Consider the following 22,333-nt stretch of genomic DNA (forward strand, 5'->3'; position numbering starts at 1 on the left):
GAGCGTACAGATAAGTTTTTTTGAGATTTTTATGCAGCCGTGCCGAATACAGGACCCATAGGGTTTTGCGTATTGCGCCATATTTGGGGCCTGACGCGAGACCAACTGTGGGAGCGAATTCATTCGCGAAAGATCGGACAGGCGATATCTATGTGTCGTCTGAACGGCCCATCCCGAATAAATTCGCTCCCACAGGTTCTATGTCGTTTGAATGTCAGCGCTCGACTATCAGAACGTCGTGCGCAACCCCACTTCAATACTTCGGCCTTGCGCCGGTGCGATGTCGCGCAGAATCGAGCTGGCGTAACGCACGGTCTGGTTGGTCAGGTTTTCGCCGTTGACGAACGCCAGCCACTGACTGCCGCCGACGTTGAACTTATAACCTGCACTTGCGCCGAGGGTGGTGTAGCCGTCGGTGCCAGTTTCGTTGTCCGGCACGCGACCTTGAGACGCCGCGTGTTCGACATCAATGCGCGCCTGCCACTTGTCCAGTTCCCACAGCAGGCCGCTGTTCAGGCGCAGCGGGGCGATACGGGGCAGGGCTTCGCCGGTGTCGAGGTTGGTGGCGCGGGTGTAATCGCCTGACAACTCCAAGGCGAATTTTCCGTAACGGCTTTCGCCCAGTTTCCAGTGGTACTGGGCCTCGAATCCTGCAAAGCGCGCCCGCACGCCGGAATAGGTGTATTCCGGAATCCCGTCGGCATCTTCCTCGCCGTCGTCGTTCAGCGTACGACCTGTTCCCAGCAAGCCGATGTAATTGGAGAAGTGGCTGTAGAACACACCAACACTGCCTTTGTGCGTGCCATTGTCGAAGCGCAGCGCCAAGTCGCTGGAGACCGCTTTCTCTTTCGACAGACCGGCATCGCCCACTTCATAAGTACCGGTCGCGACGTGGGCGCCGTTGGCGTACAGCTCGTAGAACGTCGGGGCGCGCTCGGTGTAGCCCAAGGTCGCGGCCAGGGACCAGATCGGCGTCAGGGTGTAGACCGCGCCAGAAGACAGGCTGCCTGCCGTGAAGCTGCTGGAGCGATCCGCGTTGGCGAAGCGTTCGTTGCCTTTGCCGTCCGGGTCGACAGTGGTGTGTTCCAGACGACCGCCCAGACTCAGCTTCAGACGATCAGTGGCTTGCAGCTCTTCGAGAATGAACAGCGCACCCGCATCGGTATCGGTCTGGGGTACGAAAGCTTCTTCGCCCAGCGCCGAGAATTCAGTGCGCGTTACTTGGGCACCTATCACCCCGTTGAGCGGGCCAATCGGCTGATGGCGCGCTTCGACCCGGGCTTCGTAGCCCTTGTTCTTGAACGTGGTGCCGACTTCGCCGTCCTCGATCTCCATGTGTTTGTATTCGGTATAACCAGCGTCGAGCTTCACCGAGCTGAATGGACCTGACAGGTTGCGAATCTCGGAAGCGAACGCGTAGTGGTCCTGCTTCATGCGGATGCGCACGTCTTGTTCGGCGGGCGATCCGTAGTTGGAGTCGTAATTGCTGTAGGAAAGCCCCGCGTAACCGTCCTCCCATGTGTAGGAACCGCCGACAGCGCCGCCGTCCTGACGCCCGTCGCTGTTGCCGAGTCGGTGCTTCTTGTCGCCGCCATCCGGGTCACGAGCACGTTCATCGGCGGTGCGGGCGTAACCGGGGATTTTCAGGTCGTTGAATTCGCGCGCGTTGGCATCCAGGTGCAAGGCGAACGTGCCGTTGCCCGCTTCCAGCTTGCCCGCGCTACTGCGCGTGGTGTCGGCGCCGCCATAGCGCAATTCGCCCGCGCCCTGAATGCCTTCGATGGCTTCGGTGGGGATGCGATTGTCAAAGGTGTTGACCACGCCGCCGATGGCACTGCCGCCATAGAGCAGGGCAGCCGGGCCGCGCACGATTTCGATACGGTCAACGTTGACCGGGTCCAACGGCACCGCGTGGTCGTAGGACAGCGATGACGCGTCCAGCGCACCGACGCCGTTACGCAGCAGACGAATCCGGTCGCCGTCCTGCCCGCGAATGATCGGCCGACTGGCCCCCGGCCCGAAATACGACGACGACACGCCTGGCTGCTTGTTCAGGGTTTCGCCGAGGCTGCCTTTCTGTTGCAGCGTCAGCTCATCGCCGGTCAATACAGTGCTGGGCGATGCCAACTGGTCGCTGCCTAGCGGATTGGCGGTGATGGTTTGTTGTTCCAGTTCGATGGCGTACACCGGGGAGGCAATGAGCAGCGAAGTGGCCAACGGCGTCAGTCGCCAGAGTGAGGATTTGGAGAAGCGGGACATGCTGCATTTTCCTTGGCAGGGTGAGACTCAAGTGTTCAGCCTGTTAGTGTTATAACATAACAATAAAAATGCAATCATTTTGGAATCGGTTGTGTGGGTTGGCTACGCTCACCAGGCTGATGCGCAATCTCTCTAGGGGTGAATTCATTCGCGAAGGGCAGTTACAACCCCCAGAGAGATGTCGGATGTACCACCGTCTCGCGAGTGAATTCGCTCCTGGGGTCCAGCGACAGGCGCGCTTCTGCTTCACACTGAACAGCACCTCCGCTAAGGTGCGCACCTCGCGAACATGACTCCCCACCGATGACACATAGGCCCGCCATGACCACACCCAACGACAATCCGCTGCATGGCGTGACGCTGGAGCAAATCCTCAACCGGCTGGTCGAGCATTACGAATGGTCGGGACTGGCGGAGCGGATCGACATTCGTTGCTTCAAGAGCGATCCGAGCATCAAGTCGAGCCTGACGTTTTTGCGCAAGACACCTTGGGCGCGGGAGAAGGTCGAATCCCTGTACGTGAAACTGGCGCGCACCAAACGTTGGTGATCGAGCGCTTTCACCTTCCAGGATCGATCAAAAAATGCACAGCTCCACGTTGCACCTCACGCCCGGTCAGCGTCGTTACGCGACCGTCGCCGCGCTCCTCGGCTGGTTCGCGCTGGCGGTGCAGCTGTACCTGATTCTTTGGGGGCGATGGACCGATCAGGCGAGTCTGATCGGCGGTTTGGTGAAGTTCTTCAGTTTTTTCACCGTGCTGACAAACACGCTGGTGGCGACCGCATTGACCTGCGCCATCACGGACCGGCATTCAAGCGGGCACCGGTTTTTCAGATCGCCTGTCGTGTGCGCGGGCATCACCACCAGCATTCTCCTGGTGAGCATCGCCTACAACGTGTTGCTGCGGCATTTGTGGAGCCCGGAAGGCTGGCAGAAGCTTGCCGACGAATTGTTGCACGACGTCATGCCCCTCGCGTTTCTCGGCTATTGGTGGCTGTACGTTAGCAGGGGCGAGTTACGCCTGAAGCATGTGCTGATGTGGATGCTGTACCCGACGCTGTACTTTGGTTACCTGCTGTTTCGCGGAAACATGTTCGGTGATTACCTCTACCCATTTCTGGACATCGGCACGTTGGGGACCGAGCGCGCGTTGATCAATGCGTTCGGTGTCTTGGCGGGGTTTGTGGGGATCGGGTTAGTGATTTGGTTGATCGATCGCGCAAGGTCAGACTGACTGACATTGTGGGGGCCGGCGAGTCGGCTCCCACAAATGTGTGGTATTTACTCTTCCTCTGAACCGGCAATACGCCAGTAACCCGCAGCTTTCACCGCCGCTTCATCGAGCTTGAACTCGTCGAGCAACACCCGGCGAACCTTGCGTGACAGCGTCGATTCCGTTGCGACCCAGGCGTATAGATCACCCTCGGGCAGGGTCAGTTGACGCGTGACCTCAAGCAGGTCTTGCTCGCCCCGTACCACCCAAATCACCTCGACCTGCGCCTTGCTCACCAACGCCTGCCGCTCAGCCTCGTCTTCGATCTCGACCACCACCAGCGCCCGACGATTGCTCGCCAGTTCTTCAAGACGGCGGGCGATGGCCGGCAGGGCGGTTTCGTCGCCGATCAGCAGATAGCTGTCGAACATGTCCGGCACAATCATCGAACCCCGTGGACCCGCGATGTACAGAAACTGTCCCGCCTCAGCCTGCGCGGCCCAGGTCGCGGCAGGGCCATCGCCGTGCAGCACGAAATCGATGTCCAGCTCGCCCGTTTCGGCGTCGTAACGACGAGGCGTGTAATCGCGCATCGCAGGTCGTGGGCCGTCTGATGCATTTGGTCCGGGAACGAAGTTGTCCAGCGCCGCCTGTTCTTCCGGCGTCGTCGCGAACAGCAATTTCACATGATCGTCCGTGCCGAGGCTGATGAAACCGGTCAGTTCCGGGCCATGCAGCGTGACACGGCGCATGCGGGGGGTGATGTCGGTGATGCGCAGCACTTGGAGTTTGCGGCGCTTGATTTCGTGGCTGACGCGATGGATCGATTGCGGAGCATTCATACGGATTTCTCCGAAGCAGTGTGGGGGCCATCGGCGACGGCTTTTGCGGTTTCGTTCAACAGGTCGCGCACGCGGATGATTTCTTCCGGCGTCCAGCGACCATGGTGCATTTGCAGGGCGTGACGCAGGTTGTGAACAGCCTCGTGAATTTCTGGGGGACGGTCATGCCCACGCAGCGAACGTTTGCTGACCTGGATGCGCATCTTCACGCCGTCGAGGGCAACCGCCTGCTCGACCAGAAACTGCTGGCCGGCTTCGGTGATCCGGTAGCGCTTCTTGCCGCCTTCGGCGTCGCCGATGACCCATTCGCTTTCTTCGAGAAAGGTCAGCGTCGGATAAATCACGCCCGGACTCGGGCTGTAGGCGCCGTCAAACAGGCCTTCGATCTGGCGAATCAGGTCGTAACCGTGGCAGGGCTGATCGGCAACCAACGCCAACAGCAGTAATTTCAGATCGCCTGGGGCAAAGACCCGAGGGCCGCGTCCGCCGCGTTCCCGGCCTGTGCGTTGTTCGAATCCATCGCGACCGTCGCCGTGTTCACCGAAGTGAGGGCGATGATGATGGGGGTGGTGGTGTGAGTGGTCTCTCATCGTTTGTCATCTCTCGTTACGTGTTAGATATACCTTAAGATATATCTTAAATTGTCTGCAAGAGGTGTTAAGACGAACGGTTCTCATCTGGGAGGCATGCGAGGAATGCGACCCATGGAAATGTGTCGCTGCAAGCGGGTTGTCTCTGTGGGAGCGAATTCATTCGCGAATCGATTGTGCAGCCGCTGCATCTCCATCGGATGTACCGGCCAATCGCGAATAAATTCGCTCCTACAGGGGCCATCCGTGGCCGGGGGCTTAATGGGTGCTCGCCACTTGCGCCGCAGGCGGTGCCTTGCACTGGGTATACGTTCCCGGTTCAAGGTAGCGGTTGAGAATCGGCGCCATCCCCTTGAGCACCTGCACTGGCAGGGCGGAGGTGAATTTGAAGGCTTCGGCGGCGCGTCCCGGCACGTAGGCCGTCAAGGTGCCGAAGTGGTTGTCGCCGATGTAGAACACGAACGTGGCCGTGCGGTTGATCGCCTTCGACGCCAGAATTCGGCCGCCCGAACCGAAGCTTTCGATGCGGTTGTCACCCGTCCCGGTCTTGCCGCCCATGGCCAGTGCCGTGCCATTCTCAGTCTTGAAGCTGCCCGACACGCGCCGTGCAGTCCCGGCATCCACCACCTGCGACAACGCCTCGCGCATGGCCGTCGCCACCTCTGACGGCAACACGCGTTTGCCCAGTTCCGGGTTGTTGTTGAGCAGGGTTTCATAAGGCGTGTCGGCGGCGAAATGCAGGCTGTCGATGCGCAACACCGGCAGGCGAATGCCGTCGTTCTGAATGATGCCGATCAGCTCCGCCAGCGCGGCCGGACGATCCCCCGAGCTGCCAATCGCGGTGGCCAGCGACGGCACCAAATGGTCGAAGGGGTAGCCCAGCTTTTGCCAGCGCTGATGAATGTCGAGGAACGCTTCGATCTCCAGCATCGTCCGGATACGGCTGTCGCGGGCACTTTTGTGGCGGCTTTTGAATAGCCAGCTGTACACCTCCTGGCGCTCGAACCGGCTGGCGGCGACCGCATCCTTGAACTTCGCGTCGGGGTTTTGCAGCAGGTAGCCCACAAGCCACAGATCCAGCGGGTGAACGCGGGCGATATAGCCCTGATCCGGCAGGTCGAACTTGCCCGGTCCGTAGGCGAAGTACAGGTCGTCCAGCCGTTTCTCGGTGACGGGTGGCTGAGATTTATCTGCGACGGTGTGAGCACGAACGAAGGCGTTGAACGCGCTCTGGCTGGCGTTCGGCAGCAGGTAGCGGTGTACGGCGGCCATGCGACTGGCCGAGGGATGCACGCCGTCGAGGAAAGTGTCGAGGCGGTCTTGCGTGGTTTTGTTTTTGTAGCGTTTCCAGAACCGCAGCAAAAAAGACGTGCCTTCGCGGTCGGCGAAGTCTGCCAGGTATTCCTGACGCCGAGGGTCGCTGTCGTCCTTCATCAATACCGCGCTGTTGTTCGGCCCTTGATAAGTGACGTAGCGCACCACGTCCCGCATCAGCCGAATGAACGGCAAGTTGATCGACTCCCGCAGCGCGTCGCGCAGGGTGGGGTTGCGCTCGTTGTCTTCGCGCCGAAAATTATTGAAGTGATGCATGCCGCCGCCCGTGAAGAAATTCTCGCCGGGGCTGGCCGAGTATTTGCGGTCAAGCGCGGCGGCGAGCATTTTCGACAGGTCGCGATCCGGGTTCTGCATCAGATAATCCAAGGCCCAGCGGCTTAGTCGATCAGGTTCTTCGACCGGCACTTTCTTAAGCTCGGCGTTGCTCATGCCCGCGTACTTGTCGTGCAGTTCGGTGATGATTTGCAGATAGGTCGTCAGCACGCGCATCTTCGCTGTAGAGCCTAGCTCCAGCTTGCTGCCTTCGTTGATGTCGAACGGCTGATCGGTGCTGTCGGTCTGCACTCGCACCCGCGAGCCATCAAGGTCGCGCTCGAACAGCGTGAAGCTGTAGCGCACGGCTTGAGTGCTGGCCGGGGTCAGCAGATGCTCACCGAGTAACCCCAATTTTGCGGCGTATTCCGGGTTGGCAAGGTCACGCAAATATTGGCCGACGCTGGCTTGCAGGTCGTTTTGCAGGGTGCTCGTCGCTGACAGATCGAGGCGATCCAGATCGTACAGCGGACGATTGAGCATGTTGGAAAGACGCGTGCGCGCCACGGTAATGCCCTTGTTGGTTTCGATGGGCTGCACGGTCGGCTGCTGCACCCAATCGCGATAGGTCACGGTGGCATTCAGCGCAGCGTCAGCGAGGGCCTGGTCGATCACTTTGTTCTGCGCCAGCAGACGGATATGGCTGTCGGTCAGGTCGGCCAATTCCTTGCGACCCTTGGCCAGATAATGCGAAGGCCTGCGTTGCGCGATCACCAAAGACAGCACTTCACGCAGGGCCAGGCCCTGCGCCGCCAGGGCCTTCGCGTCTTTGGCGGGAGACGCCAGCAGTGTGTTGGTGCGGTCAAAATCGGCGTCGTACCAGACGCGCAGCCCTTCGGCCATGCCGTGCACTTCGCCATGCCCCGGAACAGCCGACAGCGGCACGCTGTTGAGGTAGTCACGGACCACACGCTGGCGGGCTTCCAGCGTTTCCGAACCTGGCTGATAGGCGCGCACGCTGGCGGAGACCATCTGACGAATCTTTTCGCCGCCCGACTGGGTCAGACCATCCGGCGAGTGGCGGTATTTTTCCAGTTGCGTGGCCAGCGTACTCCCCCCCGCCGACTGGCCTGGCAATCCGACCATCTTCGCCACTTGCGACACGGCGGCCTTGAGGAAGCGCGGCCAGTCCACGGCAGGGTTGGCGAGGGGCTGCCGAGGGTCGAGCAGGTCGCGGTTTTCGATGAACAGCAGGCTATTGACCACCACAGGTGGGATCGACGCGAAAGTCGGGTACAGCTGTTGGGGGTAGGTGAACTGATAAAGCGCGTCGCCTCGGCAGTCGGCGATAGTCAGGCCGGATTGGCTTTTTTCTTCGTAAGGCACGAAAAAGCCGCGTTTGACGTAGGCGAGCAGATCAGGGGAAAATTGCGATTGTTCCGTGATGCGGTAATCGCGCTTGAGCAGTTTGGGCAGGAATTCGCCCAGCGATGAATAGCCTAGGCGTTTGTCGAACGGGCCGTCGCCGGGATAGAGAATCGCATCGCTGGCGCCAGGCTCGACTGTGTATTTGAGGTCGTGGGCCAACCGGGTGAACTCTCGCGCCTGAAGCCTCGAACTGCGCACTTCCGAAGCGACGGCAAATCCCAGGATCACCAATCCCGCCAGCAACAGAAGCAACAGCACTCGCCACACATGACGCCAGTGGCTCGGGCGTGTTGGTTCTGGAACGTTCCCCTGACTGTCAGCCGTGACTGCAGCCTTCTTCGCATCGGAATGCCACAAAGCGCCCATATCGCTGGCCCGGTTAAACCTGTTAATCGCACCTGACTACAAGCTTAGACGCTGGGCGGGGAGGGGGAAAAATTTGTGAGCAGAATGAATCCGCTCCCACAGAAATCGTCACCCTTGGCAAGCCGTGCGGCTACAAGGTCAAACCCCCGCGACTTGGGGCACTTTCGGGGTGCCGAGTCGCTTGTTCAGTTCGAGCCAATTGGACAATAGCAACATCAGGCCCAGACCGACCCATGCCGTGATCACGCGCATCTGCCAGACGTCACCCGCCAGGGCGTTGATGCCGTCAGCCAACGGCGCGAGGAGTACGCCCAGGCAGAAGATTTCCAGTGAGTAGCGGCCCAGGCGGCAGGTTTGTTGGGCGGGCCAGTTGTTGAGCCAGGCCTGTGAGGACGGCAGCGCTTTTGCCACGACGTACACCAGCGCGACGAAGTGCAGCAAACGCAGGGGCGACAGGTCGGTTTTGCTGATCGGGTAGATCAGGTCGGTAAAGGCCTTGGGCAGCAGGGCGTCGTGAATCGCGGGAAATTTCCACAGAAAGGTGATGGTGCCAGCGATCAGCAGGTAAATCCCTGCGATCAGAAACAGCGGCTGACGCCAGAGTGGGCGCGGTTGAAGGGCAGGGGTTGAAGGCCGTTGCGTGTACATCGCGAACGCGCCGCCGAGAACGAAGATCAACTGCCAGGCCACCGGGTTGAAATACCAGTAACCACCGCCTTCATACGCCCGAAGGTTCCACCCGGACAGCGGCACCATCATGTACAGGGCAATCGACAGGCCGACCGCGACAGCTGCATTACGCAGCATGATCGGCAGCACCAGCGGCAACGTGCCCATTAGCAGGATATACAGCGGCAGCGGATCGGTGAGGTTGGGCTTGAAACGCAGCAGCAATTCGTCCGCCAATGCCTGCTGAGGGTTGCTGACGAAATACTCAAGACCCATTTCGCGCACCATGTCACGGGTGTCGACATGGTTGTTGGCGACGAAGACGATCCCCATCAGCAGCGTCAGCAGAAAGATATGCGCCACGTACAACACCCACGTTCGGCGCAAGATGCGGATGCATGCGACCACGTAACCGTCACGCTGAGCGACTTTTCCGTAGGCCAGCACAGCGGCGTAACCCGCCAGAAAAACGAAGACCTCCGCCGCATCGCTGAAGCCGAAGTTGCGCAGGGTCAATTGCGCGAAGGGGTTTTCCGGTACGTGATCCCAAAAAATGAAGATCAGCGCCAGACCTCGAAAGAAGTCGATTCGATGGTCGCGTCCGTTCGTCATGACGGTGAGCTCTTTGAAAGTCTGTTTAAAGAAGAGGGCCATGCCTGGCCTTGGTTCCGCACCGCCAGTGGGGGCTGATCGGCGGCGCGCAGGGTGGCGCTTTCGGGCATGAAATGCAAAGGACGGGTATTACAGAATGTTTACAGTAACAGGAGAGATCGCTGGACCAGAGCGGCCGATCAAGACCTCGCGTCCGACCATCGGTCATGCAGTGGGTTACGAGAGAAGCTTCACTTGAAAAAACGGAGGTTCATGACTCGCAGCCGGTGCGGGTCTGCAGTGGCCAGGACGGTATGGACACGGATTGTCGCCCATGACGACACTGCATCGAATCACCCGCTATTGCCTGGTAGGGTTAGTTAACAGTGCTGTTCACGCTCTGATCTTTTTGGCGTGCAACCTGCTGTGGGGGATGAACCAGACCAGCAGCAATCTGATCGGATTTCTTGCAGCGGTGTCGCTCTCCTTCTTCCTCAATGCCCAGTTTACTTTCGACAGTCATCGCTCTTGGCGACGTTACTGGCTGTATGGCGCGTTCATGGGGATGGTCAGTCTGAGTGTTGGCGCCCTGGGTGATGGGTTGGCGTGGTCGTCGCTGGTGACGCTCGTCGTGTTCTGCGCCGTGAGCCTGGTGCTGGGGTACACGTTCGCCCGGCATGTCGTGTTTCAGGACCGCATTCTGTGAACGTCTCGCTGGTGGTGCCGCTCTACAACGAAAAACGTTCCATCGGCCGTTTTACCGGGCTGTCCGCGAGGATGTGCAACTGCGGCGTTGGACGGTCGAGATCGTGTTCATCGACGACGGCAGCCAGGATCAGACAAGCCGGATCGCGAAGCGCATTGTTCAGCGCGACCCTCTCGTCGTGCTGCTGACGTTGTCGCGCAACTTCGGCAAAGAGGCGGCGCTGTTCGCAGGCATCGAATACGCCACGGGCGACGCAGTGATTCCGGTAGACGTCGATCTTCAGGATCCGATCAGCGTCATCGCTCAACTGATCGAAGCGTGGGGTGACGGCGCGGAAGTGGTGCTCGAGAATTTACCTGGAGAGCAAGCATCGACCGCGCTACGTGATCAAAAACGTCTTGAAGCATGAGTCGGCCTCGGACGAACACATCGAAGACACATCGGGAGAATCAGGTGCGGCTGTCTGACAGGTGCCTCAGAACCCTCCGACCTTGGGAGCAGGTCACCGTATTCGGGGTCTCGGTGGCGCTCTTCGTGTTCCCGATCGTTCAAGCGGATTACAGCTACTACGACGATGCTGCACGGACACTGTTTCTGGGGGAAAACCTCTGGCGGTCACAGGGTCGCCTTTTCATGGAGCTCGCCCAAACCGGCGCGAGCTTCAACACGTTGTCGGTCGATGTGTTCCCGCTGCCGTTGTTGCTCGTGCTGCCCTTACTGGTGGCCGCGTTGGTATCTTTGTGCCGACATTACTTCCCGCAACCTTGCCTGCTGGATACGCAGGTGGTCATGCCGCTGCTCTACGCCCCGTTTATTTTGGGCATCCTCAATTACCAATATGACGGCCCCATGGTGCTGCTCGGGGTATGTTGTGTGGTGTTTGCGATCACCTTTGCAGACAAGCGCGGATGGGTGAGGGTGTGTGTGGCGGGCCTCTTGATCGCCGTGGCGACTGGCTTGTATCAAATCACCGTGCAGATATTCGTTTGCCTGTGTTGTATCGACTGTTTGCGTGCAGTTCGCGACGGCGCCACCCTCCGTGCGACGGTAAGTGCAATAGCTGAACGGATGATCCAACTAACGATCGGCCTGCTGCTGTACGGCGTCACGGCATTTCAGTTTTACACCAGCCTTCGCGGTGAGGTTGCTCACATGGATGAGGGGTGGGGCGCCTTGCTGCAATGGCGGGCAGAGAAGATTGGCGGTGTCTTCGGCATGTTCGTGAACGACAGCAATCGGTGGCTGTTCATCGTGATGGGCGTCCTGGTGCTGGCGGGGCTTGGTCAACTGCTTTGGTCGATACGCTCGGGAAAGCGCCCGCCTTGGGAGCGATGGGCTTTGGGGCTGCTGTGTTTCGTGGCCCTGTTCACGATGGCGGTCGTTGTGCCCGGACCTTTGCTGTTCATCGCAGACTTCGCGTTGGGACCACGAACCTTGATCGCTTTTGCGTGCGGGGTCGTGCTGGCGTTTTACCTTGCTCGAAACGTGCTTCGGCTCGCCCACCCCCTGTTGAGCGGGCTGTTGATGATCCCGCTCTTGGGCATGCTGTCTTTCTCGTATGCCTATGGCCGGGTGTTGGTCGCCCAGAAGGCGTTCGAAACGTCGGTGGTTTACAGTCTCAGCCACGACCTCGCTTCGGACCCACGACTGCGCACGGTGGAGGATTTTTACCTGCTGCCGTCCAGACCTTATGAGCTGTGGGTGCCGGGTTCGACGGCGGCCGTCATGGAGGCGATGCCCGGGATCAAGTTCATGCTGACGGTGCCACAAATCACCACCGCCGAGCGGCTTGCCATGACCGGCATTACCAACGTGGCCAGTGCGTCATGGCACGAATTTCCGGCATTGACTCACGGTGTCGCGCCAGAGCAGGTGATCAGTAACCGCTTCTACGACATCGTCCGGGTTGGTAATGCCGGGTTTATCGAGCTGAAAGCCCCCGAAGGCAGCGCGCGTTATAAATACCGGGCGTTCCGCGTGATCGACTAAATGACGGCCGATCACACGGGGGTGACTCAGATCTCGTTCGCCTCAAAGCTGTCCGGCCTTGCCATGCGCCACATGCGGGAATAGAAGCTGTCGTCGACGATGCCGTTAAGCAGCTGGCCCGGTTTCAGGAATACGTGGGATTCCGAAAACAGTTTCACTTCCGTGGCGGACTGGCGGCGAACCAGGTGCCTGGCCTCCAGTTGCGATGGCGAATCCAGGCCTGCGGCCGCAATCATCTCTGCGAGAGCGTGCAGGGTGCTGCGGTGGAAGTTGTAAACGCGCTGGGCCTTGTCGGGCACGACGAGGGCACGCTGGCGCAGCGGGTCTTGGGTCGCGACCCCGGTTGGGCACTTGTTGGTGTGGCAGCTTTGGGACTGAATACAGCCGATGGCGAACATGAAGCCCCGCGCCGAGTTGGCCCAGTCAGCACCGATGGACAACACGCTGGCGATGTCGAACGCGCTGACGATCTTGCCGCTGGCGCCGAGCTTGATCTTGTCCCGCAGGTTCAGGCCCACCAGCGTGTTATGCACGAACAGCAGTCCTTCGCGCATCGGCACGCCCATGTGGTCGGTGAATTCCACCGGTGCCGCGCCTGTCCCGCCTTCCGTACCGTCGACGACGATGAAGTCAGGGAGGATGCCGGTTTCCAGCATCGCTTTGGCAATGCCCATGAACTCCCACGGATGGCCCAGGCAGAACTTGAATCCCACCGGTTTGCCGCCTGACAGCTCACGCAATTGACCGATGAATTGCATCATCTCGAACGGGGTGGAAAACGCGCTGTGGCGCGACGGGGAGATGCAGTCTTCGCCCATGGGAATGCCGCGTGTGTCGGCGATTTCTCGGGTGACCTTGTGTTTCGGCAAGATGCCGCCGTGGCCCGGTTTCGCGCCCTGGCTCATCTTGATTTCGATCATCCGTACCTGCGGGTCCTGTGCCTGTTTCGCGAACTTCTTGGGGTCGAAGCGACCATCCTCCGTGCGGCAGCCGAAATAGCCGCTGCCCAGCTCCCACGTCAGGTCGCCACCGTTTTCACGGTGATACGGGCTGATGCTGCCCTCGCCTGTGTCGTGGGCGAAGTTGCCCAGCTTGGCGCCTTTGTTCAGCGCGCGAATGGCGTTGGCGCTGAGCGAACCGAAGCTCATCGCGGAGATGTTGAAAATCGACGCCGAGTACGGCTGCGTGCACTGCGGGCCGCCCACCGTGACACGGAACAGATTGGGGTCGGACAAAGGCGCGGGGCGCATGGAGTGGCTGATGAACTCGAAACCCGGCTGGTACACGTCGATCAGCGTGCCGAACGGCTTGTCGGCCGATTCGTTCTTGGCGCGGGCGTAAACCAGTGAGCGTTGTGCGCGGGAAAAAGGCAGGGCGTCGCTGTCGGACTCCAGCAGATACTGGCGAATTTCCGGGCGAATGGTTTCAACGGCATAGCGGATATTGCCCAGAATCGGGTAGTTGCGACGGACCGAGTGCGGCACCTGAATCAGGTCAAAAATACCGACCAGGCTGAGCAAGGCGGTGACGAGGGTGAAGGGCCACAGCCATTCGTGATGCAGGAACGGGAGACTCAAAAGTGTAAACAGCACGCAGCCGACAAAAAAAGCGTAACGGCTTAGAAGGGACAGGCTCATAGGCGATCCTTTAGGTCTTTCCACGGTGATTGGGGTAGCGCTGTGCCGCGCCTTCGTTCGGCAAGACTTTGCTTTGCTTCAAGCGCTTTGGGCCTGAAGGAAAATCGAAAACAGCTCGGATTGCGATTTGATCCCCAGTTTGCTGTAGATATGTTTCTTGTGTACGCGCACGGTCTCGGCGGATATATCCAATTTGCGCGCAATTTCCTTGCTGGAGCAGCCGCTGAGCATCAGGCGGCCCACATCCAGTTCCCGGGCCGTCAACTGAGCGCCCCGGCTCTGTTGCACCGACGCTTCCAATTGCGTACGCCAGTCAGTGACTGGCAGTTGCGCAGCAGGCGGTTCGTGATCCGACACTGGCTCTGCCAACTCCAAGGGCAGCCGCTGACGCAGCAGCGCAATGACCCACGGTTGAATCATCGACAGCAGGGCGATCTGTTCGGCGCTGAAGCGTTGCTTCGAACCGAGAGACAGGCAGAGGGTGCGGTCGCCATCGAGCTGGCAATTGAACTGGATCTCGTCGGCCACGACGTTCAAACGAAAATAGCGCTGGTAATACTCGGTCAACTCGAAGTGTTCAGGCGCCACCTCGGCCAGGCGAAACAGGCCACTTTGCGAGCGCTCGCGACTGGCGATGTAGAAGGGGTCGAGCAGGTACAAACCTTTGAGGTAGTCCTGAAACAACTGGTCGGGGCTGCCGTCCTCGCCGGGGGATTCCGCAAAGACCAGAGGGCGTTGGCCAGCGCTGAATTGCAGCACGACCCAACTATCGAAGCTGACGTATTGATCGAGCAGGCGCACCAGTTGCGCCCAGAAGTTCGGCCGGTCCAGCGCTTCGATCAACTGCGCGACCGAGCGATGCCAGGCGATGTCCTGAAGTGCGATGGTCATTGAACTACCCCTATTGGGTTACTACAGCTGCGTAATACCCCGTAACACATGCTGATGCGCATACTGCCCGCAGAGCCAATGATCAGGCCAGCATTTTTCGCAGGATCCGCAGCGTGACTCGATAAGGAGAACCCATGAAGGTCGAATTTGCCCAATTGTCGGGCCGGGACAGTGACACAGCCCACAACTTGCAACGTGCCCTTGCGGCGATCGACGCTTGCGATCCAGACACCCAACTGGTGGTGTTTCCAGAAACTTACCTGATGGGCTTTCCCACGGCGGATACGGTGGCTGCGGTGGCCGAACCTGTGGACGGCCCCACCGTGCAAGCGGTGCAGAATGCCGCCCGCGCCCGAAATATCGCGGTTGCCATTGGCTTTGCCGAAAACGATGAAGGCCGGTTCTACAACACCACCTTGCTGATCACGCCCGAGGGAATCGCGCTTCGCTACCGCAAGACCCACCTGTGGCCGTCGGAGCGAAACGTGTTTCTGCCGGGCGACCGTTACGCCACCTGTGAATGGAACGGTGTGCGCGTAGGGCTGCTGATTTGCTACGACATCGAGTTCCCGGAAACAGCACGAGCTTTGGCCCAATTGGGCGTCGATCTTCTGATCGTCACCAACGGCAACATGGACCCTTACGGTCCTGTCCACCGCACCGCAATCATGGCGCGGGCGCAGGAGAATCAGACGCTGGCGATCATGGTCAACCGCGTAGAAGCGGGTACGGGCAGTCTGGTGTTCGCGGGTGGAAGTGCGTTGGTCAACCCCTTCGGCACGCTTCTGCATGAAGCCGGGCGTGAAGAATCCCAATTCAGTCTTGAACTCGACTTCAGCCAACTACAGGCGGCGCGTCAGGACTATCGGTACCTGGATGATCAGCGCATACGCCTCCCTGGCGAAGTGATCGAGCATGCCAACGGTCTACGGGAGCTCTTGATCCCCTGAGGCCCGGCTTCAATCGTTAATCGCTCTCACTCTGAGGTGAGAGCGATGAGTATTCACCGATAAAAATAACGTTTTTGTTCCGCCGAAGTTTTCTCTGCCATAAAACCAATAATCCCGGAGTAACAGCTCATGGCTCGTCTGCAACGCACTCTCTCATTGGGGGCGGTGGTGCTTTTTGGCATCGCCTACATGACCCCTACCGTCGTTCTGGCAACATTCGGCATTCTCGCCACATCAACCAACGGCATGGTGCCGGCCGCTTATCTGGCCGCATTGATTCCGATGTTTTTTACCGCCTTGAGCTATGGCCACATGGCCGCTGCGTATCCAGTGGCAGGATCAGCCTATAGCTACGTGCGAAAGGCCATCAGTCCCAAACTGGGCTTCCTCGCTGGCTGGGCCGTTCTGCTCGATTATCTATTCCTTCCGATGGCGATTTGGCTCATCGGCGCCGCTTACCTGGGGTCTGCGTTTCCGTCAGTGCCTCAGGCGGTTTGGGTACTCGCCTTCATTATCATCACCAGCGTCATCAACATCGTTGGCTTGAAGTTGGCCAATAAAGTCAGCGCGTTGCTGATGCTCATCCAGATGCTGGTGTTGGTAGCGTTTGTGGTGCTGTGCATTCATTACATCGCCGGAGACGCGAGTACGCCTCTTTGGACATTGTCCCCATTTATCTCGGGCGAAATGAAGTTGCCCCTGATCATGGGCGGATCGGCCATTGCCTGTTACTCCTTCCTGGGCTTTGACGCCGTGAGTACGCTCACCGAAGAAACCAAAGACCCGGTTCGCACCATTCCCCGAGCCATCATGCTGATCACGCTGATCGGTGGCTTGATCTTCATCGTCGTTTCCTACTTCGTACAACTGGCGCATCCCTCCGTCGCGTTCGAAAACTCGGACTCAGCGGCCTACGAGATCGCGAAGAACATCGGCGGTGACCTCTTCGTCAGCTTCTTCATGATTGGCATGGTGGTTGGACAGTTCGCGTCGGGCCTGGCTGCTCAGGCGAGCGGATCGCGGTTGCTGTACGCGATGGGACGGGACGGCGTGCTCTCGACTTCTTTCTTTGGCCGCGTCAGTGAGCGCTTCGGCACACCGGTCAACAGCATCGTGTTGTGTGGCGTAGTGGCGCTAATGGCGCTGAAGCTGGACGTAACGACATCCACTTCCTTCATCAACTTTGGCGCTTTTCTCGCTTTCACACTCGTCAACGTATCGGTGATCTTCCACTACTGGATCGGCGCCAAGAACCGTGGTTTACGTGAGTTCGTGCTGTTTTTGATTTTTCCACTCATCGGTGCGGTGGCGTGTCTGTGGCTGATGGTCAGCCTGGATAAGATGGCGCTTATCCTGGGCCTGAGCTGGCTGGCGCTGGGTTGCATCTACCTGGCGTGGCTCACAGGCGGTTTCCGCCGTCAGCCGCCCGAGATGGACTTTCAGGAAGCGGCATGATTTAGGCAAGGCGCGCTGCAATGGCGCGCCTCGTTGGTTTCAATGTCTCCTCTGCGGGTTATAGGGGTGACGAGTGGGATAAGCTCGTACAGCGATTACTGTGGATCAGGCTGTGCCATACGATCCTGAATTTCGCTGATCATCGCGTAGATTTCTTCTCTCCCTTCTTCGGTGCAGCTGCGTATCTCTTGCAAGACTTCCTGCTCCTGGAGGGACAGCATGATGTAGTTCAGCCTGCAGACTTCTCTAGCGAACGCATCCCTTCCGTCCACCGGACGTGTTTCATCAGACGCGTCGTGAAGCGCTTCGACCAGGGGCTCCAGCTTGTCAGCCAGCACCTTGCTGTCGATCGGGCCATCGGCATCATGAATAAAGCGCTCCAGATAATTCAGCGCGCTTCGTGCATCGATCAGCCGCATGTGGCCGGGAAGGGACAGTTCATAGCGATCAATCATGGGCATTACACAACCTCCTGGTAACTCATCGATTCCATTCCCGAGGCAGTATCGGGGCGGTGCTTTTGACAGCGGCGCGAACCTTAGCGGCACTGGCGGCCTCAGCAAAGACGAAAGTTGTAACCGTTACAAAAAAGTTGCGATTGAACTTTTGTTAATTGTTACTGTATAACGTATTACATGATTAATTACATTTGGAGAGCACCATGAAGCCGAACATTCACCCCGAGTACCGTCAGGTCCTGTTTCACGACACCGCTGCCGACGTGTTTTTCCTGATCGGTTCCACGGTCGACACTGACCGCACGCAGAAGCACAGCGACGGCAACACTTACCCATATGTCGCTCTGGACGTGTCCAGCGCTTCGCACCCGATGTACACCGGGCAGACCCGTAAAACCACGACGGAAGGCCGTATCGCAGGCTTTAACAAGCGTTTCGGCACCATCAGTTCCGGCGCGAAAAAAGATTGATGACCGTAGTACCTCTCGTGCGTTGGGCGTCAGAATTATCTGACGCCTGACACGCGGGATTGCTTTGGCTTGCGCATCCGCAACATCGGATACGGGCGTCCCAGCCCATCCACTTCCGAGCGTCCCACGACCTCGAATCCCTGCTTCTCATAAAACCCCAACGCTTGCGGATTCTGTTCGTTCACGTCGAGTTCAGTGACCTGAAAATGCTCGATGGCGTAATCCAGCAGCTTTTTGCCCAGCCCCATCCCTCGATACTCCGGCGCAATGAACAGCATCTCCAGCTTCCCGGGGGTGGTGCCGCCAAAGCCAGTGATGTGCAATTGGGAGTCGCGGGTGCAGAACAGGTTCACGGCGTCCAGGTACTGGGTCTCCAGAAGATTCCTGAGCAGCGTGATGTAATTTTCCGGCAGAAAATCATGGGTGGCGCGAACCGAAGCTTCCCAGACGCGGGTCAATTCGGCGTAGTCGTGCTTTTTCGGCAGGTAAATGACCGAGTGGTGGGTCATGTTGCCTCTTCTCCTCTTCTTGTCGTTTTCCTGATGTGGTGACGATAGCCAGAAAAAACAAACCCCGCCGTTTGAAGGGCGGGGTTGTGTATGAGGCAGGGAGCGCGGAGGGGCTTAGACAGGCTCGGCCCAGAGGTCGTATTCGTCGGCATCGACCACGCGGCACAGGACCTTGTCGCCCGGCTTGAGGTCGCGGTCGCTTTCCACGAACACGTTCCCGTCGATTTCAGGCGCATCGAAGAACGAGCGGCCCACGAAGCCCTGTTCGTCCACTTCGTCGATCAGCACTTCGATTTCCTTGCCGATCTTCATTTGCAGCCGTGCAGCGCTGATGGCTTGCTGGTGTGCCATGAAGCGGTCCCAGCGATCCTGTTTGACGTCGTCCGGCACGATCGGCGCATCCAACAGGTTGGCAGGCGCGCCTTCGACTGGCGAATACTGGAAGCACCCTACGCGGTCCAGCTGCGCTTCGGTCAGCCAGTCCAGCAGGTATTGGAAGTCTTCTTCAGTCTCGCCCGGGAAGCCGACGATGAACGTCGAACGGATGATCAGGTCCGGGCATTGCTCGCGCCATTTCTTGATGCGCGCCAGGGTCTTGTCTTCGAAGGCCGGGCGCTTCATCAGCTTGAGGATTTTCGGGCTGGCGTGCTGGAACGGGATGTCCAGGTACGGCAGGATTTTGCCCTCGGCCATCAACGGGATGATTTCATCGACGTGCGGGTACGGGTAGACGTAATGCAGACGCACCCAGACGCCCAGCGAACTCAGGGCCTGGCAGAGTTCGGTCATGCGGGTCTTGACCGGCTGGCCCTGCCAGAAGCCGGTGCGGTATTTGACGTCGACGCCGTAGGCGCTGGTGTCCTGAGAGATCACCAGCAGTTCTTTCACGCCTGCCTTGACCAGACGCTGCGCTTCATCGAGCACATCACCCACCGGGCGGCTGACCAGCTTGCCGCGCATCGACGGGATGATGCAGAAGCTGCAACTGTGGTTACAGCCCTCGGAAATCTTGAGGTATGCGTAGTGGCGCGGCGTCAACTTGATGCCTTGCGGCGGCACCAGGTCAATGAGCGGATTGTGGTCGAGCTTCGGCGGCGCAGCGTCGTGCACCGCGTTGACCACTTGCTCATACTGCTGCGGACCGGTCACGGCCAGTACGCTTGGGTGCACGTTGCGGATGACGCTTTCGTCCACGCCCATGCAACCGGTGACGATCACCTTGCCGTTTTCCGCGAGGGCCTCACCAATGGTGTCCAGGGATTCGGCCTTGGCGCTGTCGATGAAACCGCAGGTGTTGACCACCACCACGTCGGCGTCTTCGTAGGTCGGCACGACCTGATAGCCTTCCATGCGCAGCTGGGTAAGGATGCGTTCGGAATCGACCAGAGCCTTCGGGCAACCAAGGCTGACAAAGCCGACCTTGGGGGCGGCAGACGTGGGGACGGTGGACATTGACTAACCTCGGCGTAGGTACGCCCCGGCGTGTGGCCTGGGCATTGACTGGGCGCTTGGTGCGCCTCTGATCAAAAAGTGCGCAATTCTAGCGATGACTCCGGCGATTGACCAGCGTTATACCGAGAATTACGACGAGTGCTGCGCTATGCTTCGCGGCGTCGAACCCGGTGGCCCTTGTCGGCCGGGTGAATCGGAATTTACAGGTGCGCTGTGGGTCAATCTGACAGCAGCGCGCCGCGGTGCTCGGGTCATGGTTTCAGGAGTGGTAAATGGGTCACGCAACGAGTCAGGCAGAGGCCGGGCATTCGTCGGTCAAACCGTTGAGTCTGCTGGTGGGAGCGGTGGGGGTGGCGTACGGCGATATCGGTACGAGCCCGTTGTACACGATCAAAGAAGTCTTCGTCGGCGGATATGGCGTGCAAGCTGGCCACGATTCGGTGTTGGGGATTCTCTCGCTGATTTTCTGGGCGCTGGTGTGGGTCGTTTCGTTCAAGTACATGGCCTTGGTGCTGCGCGCTGATAACGACGGCGAGGGCGGCATCATGGCGCTGACGGCGCTGGCCCGGCGCGCCTCCGCCAAATTCCCGAAGCTGCAAGCGACGATGATCGTGTTTGGTCTGTTTGGCGCTGCTTTGTTCTACGGCGACAGCATGATCACTCCGGCCATCTCGGTGCTGTCAGCGGTCGAGGGGATGGAGCTGGCGTTCGACGGGCTGGATCATTGGGTCGTGCCCATTGCATTGATCGTGCTAGTGGCTCTCTTTCTCATTCAACGTCACGGCACGGCGCGGATCGGCGTGATGTTCGGCCCGATCATGGTCCTGTGGTTCGTCACCCTTGGCGTGCTCGGTATTCACGGCATCGTTCAGCAGCCCGAAGTGCTGCACGCGGTGAACCCGGCTTGGGCCGTGCGGTTCTTTATCGATCATCCCGGCATTGGTGTGGCCGTTCTCGGCGCTGTGGTGTTGGCGCTGACCGGTGCTGAAGCTTTGTACGCGGACATGGGCCACTTCGGTCGCAAGCCGATTTCCCGCGCCTGGTTCGGTCTGGTGCTGCCAGCGCTGGTTCTCAACTATTTCGGCCAGGGTGCCCTCGTGATCGAGGACCCCGAGGCCGTGCGTAACCCGTTCTATCTGTTGGCGCCGAGTTGGGCGCTGTTGCCATTGATCGGTCTGTCGACGCTGGCGACCATCATCGCCTCGCAGGCGGTGATTTCCGGCGCGTTCTCCATGACGCTCCAGGCCATTCAACTGGGTTACATCCCGCGCATGTATATCCAGCACACGTCCAGCGATGCCCAAGGCCAGATTTACATCGGCGCGGTGAACTGGTCGCTGATGGTGGGTGTGATCCTGCTGGTGCTGGGCTTCGAATCGTCCGGCGCGCTGGCATCGGCCTACGGCGTGGCTGTGACCGGCACCATGCTGTGCACGACCATTCTGGTGTCGTCGGTGATGCTGCTGGCGTGGAAATGGTCGCCGCTGGTGGCGATCCCGATTCTGTTGGGCTGCTTGTTCGTCGATGGCCTGTTCTTCGCCGCCAACGTGCCGAAAGTGGTGCAGGGTGGGGCGTTCCCGTTCCTGGCGGGTATCGCGCTGTTCATCCTGATGACCACCTGGAAGCGCGGCAAACAGCTGCTGGTGGACCGTATCGACGAAGGCGGGCTGCCACTGCCGATCTTCATCAGCAGTATTCGTGTGCAGCCGCCACATCGCGTGCAGGGTACCGCCGTGTTCCTGACCGCACGTCCGGACGCTGTGCCCCATGCATTGCTGCACAACCTGCTGCATAACCAGGTGCTGCATGAGCAGGTTGTCCTGCTGACTGTCGTCTACGAAGACACCCCGAGGGTTCCGGCCGCGCAACGCTTTGAAGTCGAGGCGTACGGTGAAGGCTTCTTCCGGGTCATTCTGCACTTCGGCTTCATTGACGAACCCGATGTGCCTGCCGCGCTGAAGTTGTGCCACTTGCCTGATCTGGACTTCAGCCCGATGCGCACCACCTACTTCCTCAGCCGTGAAACCGTGGTCTCGACCAAACTGGCCGGGATGGCGCGCTGGCGCGAAGGCTTGTTCGCGTTCATGTTGAAGAACGCCAACGGCAACCTGCGCTTCTTCAAGCTGCCGTACAACCGTGTGATCGAACTGGGTACGCAGGTGGAGATGTAAGCCATCAAGCGTGAGTGCAGCGGTGCGGTGCAAAAAAACCGACGCTGTACGCCTGTGGGAGCGAATTCATTCGCGAAAAATGGGGCAGGCAATAGAGGTG

The 22,333-nt window shown here is 59.3% G+C and carries 19 protein-coding genes; 9 read left to right on the forward strand and 10 right to left on the reverse strand.

Annotated elements, in window-relative coordinates:
- Positions 1-228: 228 nt before the first annotated feature.
- Positions 229-2,259, reverse strand: coding sequence for a TonB-dependent receptor (locus GVN17_RS15990; RefSeq protein ID WP_166596229.1), 2,031 nt, complete (start codon positions 2,257-2,259; stop codon positions 229-231).
- Between the two features lie 321 nt (positions 2,260-2,580).
- Between GVN17_RS15990 and GVN17_RS15995 the strand changes: the two genes are divergently transcribed.
- Both GVN17_RS15995 and GVN17_RS16000 read left to right on the forward strand, forming a co-directional pair.
- Entirely contained in the window at positions 2,581-2,808 is a 228-nt protein-coding gene (locus GVN17_RS15995) for a VF530 family DNA-binding protein (protein ID WP_166596230.1), read from the forward strand.
- Between the two features lie 34 nt (positions 2,809-2,842).
- Positions 2,843-3,493, forward strand: coding sequence for a Pr6Pr family membrane protein (locus tag GVN17_RS16000; protein WP_166596231.1), 651 nt, complete (start codon positions 2,843-2,845; stop codon positions 3,491-3,493).
- 47 nt (positions 3,494-3,540) lie between these two features.
- Here GVN17_RS16000 and GVN17_RS16005 read toward each other — a convergent pair whose 3' ends face one another.
- The 4 genes from GVN17_RS16005 to GVN17_RS16020 form a co-directional block, all read right to left on the reverse strand.
- A complete protein-coding gene (locus tag GVN17_RS16005; protein ID WP_166596232.1) occupies positions 3,541-4,314 on the reverse strand; it encodes a siderophore-interacting protein in 774 nt (257 codons plus the stop codon).
- Positions 4,311-4,904, reverse strand: a complete 594-nt coding sequence (locus GVN17_RS16010) for a PadR family transcriptional regulator (protein WP_166596233.1) — start codon at positions 4,902-4,904, stop codon at positions 4,311-4,313. Before GVN17_RS16010 ends, GVN17_RS16005 begins: the two co-directional genes overlap by 4 nt.
- 258 nt (positions 4,905-5,162) lie before the next feature.
- Positions 5,163-8,285, reverse strand: coding sequence for a transglycosylase domain-containing protein (locus GVN17_RS16015; protein WP_166596234.1), 3,123 nt, complete (start codon positions 8,283-8,285; stop codon positions 5,163-5,165).
- 138 nt (positions 8,286-8,423) lie between these two features.
- Complete coding sequence (locus tag GVN17_RS16020) at positions 8,424-9,566, reverse strand: OpgC domain-containing protein (RefSeq protein ID WP_166596235.1); 1,143 nt, start codon at positions 9,564-9,566, stop codon at positions 8,424-8,426.
- A gap of 313 nt (positions 9,567-9,879) precedes the next feature.
- Here GVN17_RS16020 and GVN17_RS16025 point away from each other — a divergent pair, with 313 nt between their 5' ends.
- The 3 genes from GVN17_RS16025 to GVN17_RS16035 all read left to right on the forward strand — a co-directional run bounded on the left by GVN17_RS16025 (position 9,880) and on the right by GVN17_RS16035 (position 12,240).
- Positions 9,880-10,251 (forward strand): GtrA family protein, encoded by a 372-nt coding sequence (locus tag GVN17_RS16025; protein WP_166596236.1) that lies wholly within the window; start codon positions 9,880-9,882, stop codon positions 10,249-10,251.
- Positions 10,252-10,354: 103 nt separating this feature from the next.
- The gene (locus GVN17_RS16030) at positions 10,355-10,660 is read left to right on the forward strand and encodes a glycosyltransferase (RefSeq protein ID WP_371928561.1); all 306 of its coding nucleotides are present in this window, start codon (positions 10,355-10,357) and stop codon (positions 10,658-10,660) included.
- A gap of 125 nt (positions 10,661-10,785) precedes the next feature.
- Positions 10,786-12,240, forward strand: coding sequence for a glucosyltransferase domain-containing protein (locus tag GVN17_RS16035; protein ID WP_166596237.1), 1,455 nt, complete (start codon positions 10,786-10,788; stop codon positions 12,238-12,240).
- Positions 12,241-12,266: 26 nt separating this feature from the next.
- Here GVN17_RS16035 and GVN17_RS16040 read toward each other — a convergent pair whose 3' ends face one another.
- Together GVN17_RS16040 and GVN17_RS16045 are read right to left on the reverse strand one after the other, a co-directional pair.
- Positions 12,267-13,877: an FMN-binding glutamate synthase family protein gene (locus GVN17_RS16040; RefSeq protein WP_166596238.1), complete on the reverse strand. Its 1,611-nt coding sequence runs from the start codon at positions 13,875-13,877 to the stop codon at positions 12,267-12,269.
- Between the two features lie 78 nt (positions 13,878-13,955).
- Positions 13,956-14,768, reverse strand: a complete 813-nt coding sequence (locus GVN17_RS16045) for a helix-turn-helix transcriptional regulator (RefSeq protein WP_166596239.1) — start codon at positions 14,766-14,768, stop codon at positions 13,956-13,958.
- Between the two features lie 134 nt (positions 14,769-14,902).
- Here GVN17_RS16045 and GVN17_RS16050 point away from each other — a divergent pair, with 134 nt between their 5' ends.
- Both GVN17_RS16050 and GVN17_RS16055 read left to right on the forward strand, forming a co-directional pair.
- Positions 14,903-15,718, forward strand: coding sequence for a carbon-nitrogen hydrolase family protein (locus tag GVN17_RS16050; protein WP_166596240.1), 816 nt, complete (start codon positions 14,903-14,905; stop codon positions 15,716-15,718).
- 129 nt (positions 15,719-15,847) lie between these two features.
- Positions 15,848-17,173: an APC family permease gene (locus GVN17_RS16055; protein ID WP_166596241.1), complete on the forward strand. Its 1,326-nt coding sequence runs from the start codon at positions 15,848-15,850 to the stop codon at positions 17,171-17,173.
- 95 nt (positions 17,174-17,268) lie between these two features.
- Here the strand turns inward: GVN17_RS16055 and GVN17_RS16060 are convergent, their stop codons facing one another.
- On the reverse strand, positions 17,269-17,634 hold the full coding sequence (locus GVN17_RS16060) for a hypothetical protein (protein ID WP_166596242.1): 366 nt from the start codon (positions 17,632-17,634) through the stop codon (positions 17,269-17,271).
- 200 nt (positions 17,635-17,834) lie between these two features.
- On the opposite strand from GVN17_RS16060, the gene GVN17_RS16065 reads away from it, so the two are divergent.
- Complete coding sequence (locus GVN17_RS16065; protein WP_166596243.1) at positions 17,835-18,101, forward strand: type B 50S ribosomal protein L31; 267 nt, start codon at positions 17,835-17,837, stop codon at positions 18,099-18,101.
- A 35-nt stretch (positions 18,102-18,136) separates the two neighbouring features.
- On the opposite strand, the gene GVN17_RS16070 is transcribed toward GVN17_RS16065, so the two are convergent.
- A complete protein-coding gene (locus tag GVN17_RS16070; RefSeq protein ID WP_166596244.1) occupies positions 18,137-18,610 on the reverse strand; it encodes a GNAT family N-acetyltransferase in 474 nt (157 codons plus the stop codon).
- 114 nt (positions 18,611-18,724) lie between these two features.
- Entirely contained in the window at positions 18,725-20,062 is a 1,338-nt protein-coding gene (gene rimO / locus GVN17_RS16075) for a 30S ribosomal protein S12 methylthiotransferase RimO (protein ID WP_166596245.1), read from the reverse strand.
- A 272-nt stretch (positions 20,063-20,334) separates the two neighbouring features.
- On the opposite strand from rimO, the gene GVN17_RS16080 reads away from it, so the two are divergent.
- Complete coding sequence (locus tag GVN17_RS16080; RefSeq protein ID WP_166596246.1) at positions 20,335-22,233, forward strand: potassium transporter Kup; 1,899 nt, start codon at positions 20,335-20,337, stop codon at positions 22,231-22,233.
- Positions 22,234-22,333 lie beyond the last annotated feature (100 nt).

Source organism: Pseudomonas sp. SLFW (assembly GCF_009905615.1).
Taxonomy (GTDB): Bacteria; Pseudomonadota; Gammaproteobacteria; order Pseudomonadales; family Pseudomonadaceae; genus Aquipseudomonas; species Aquipseudomonas bambusae.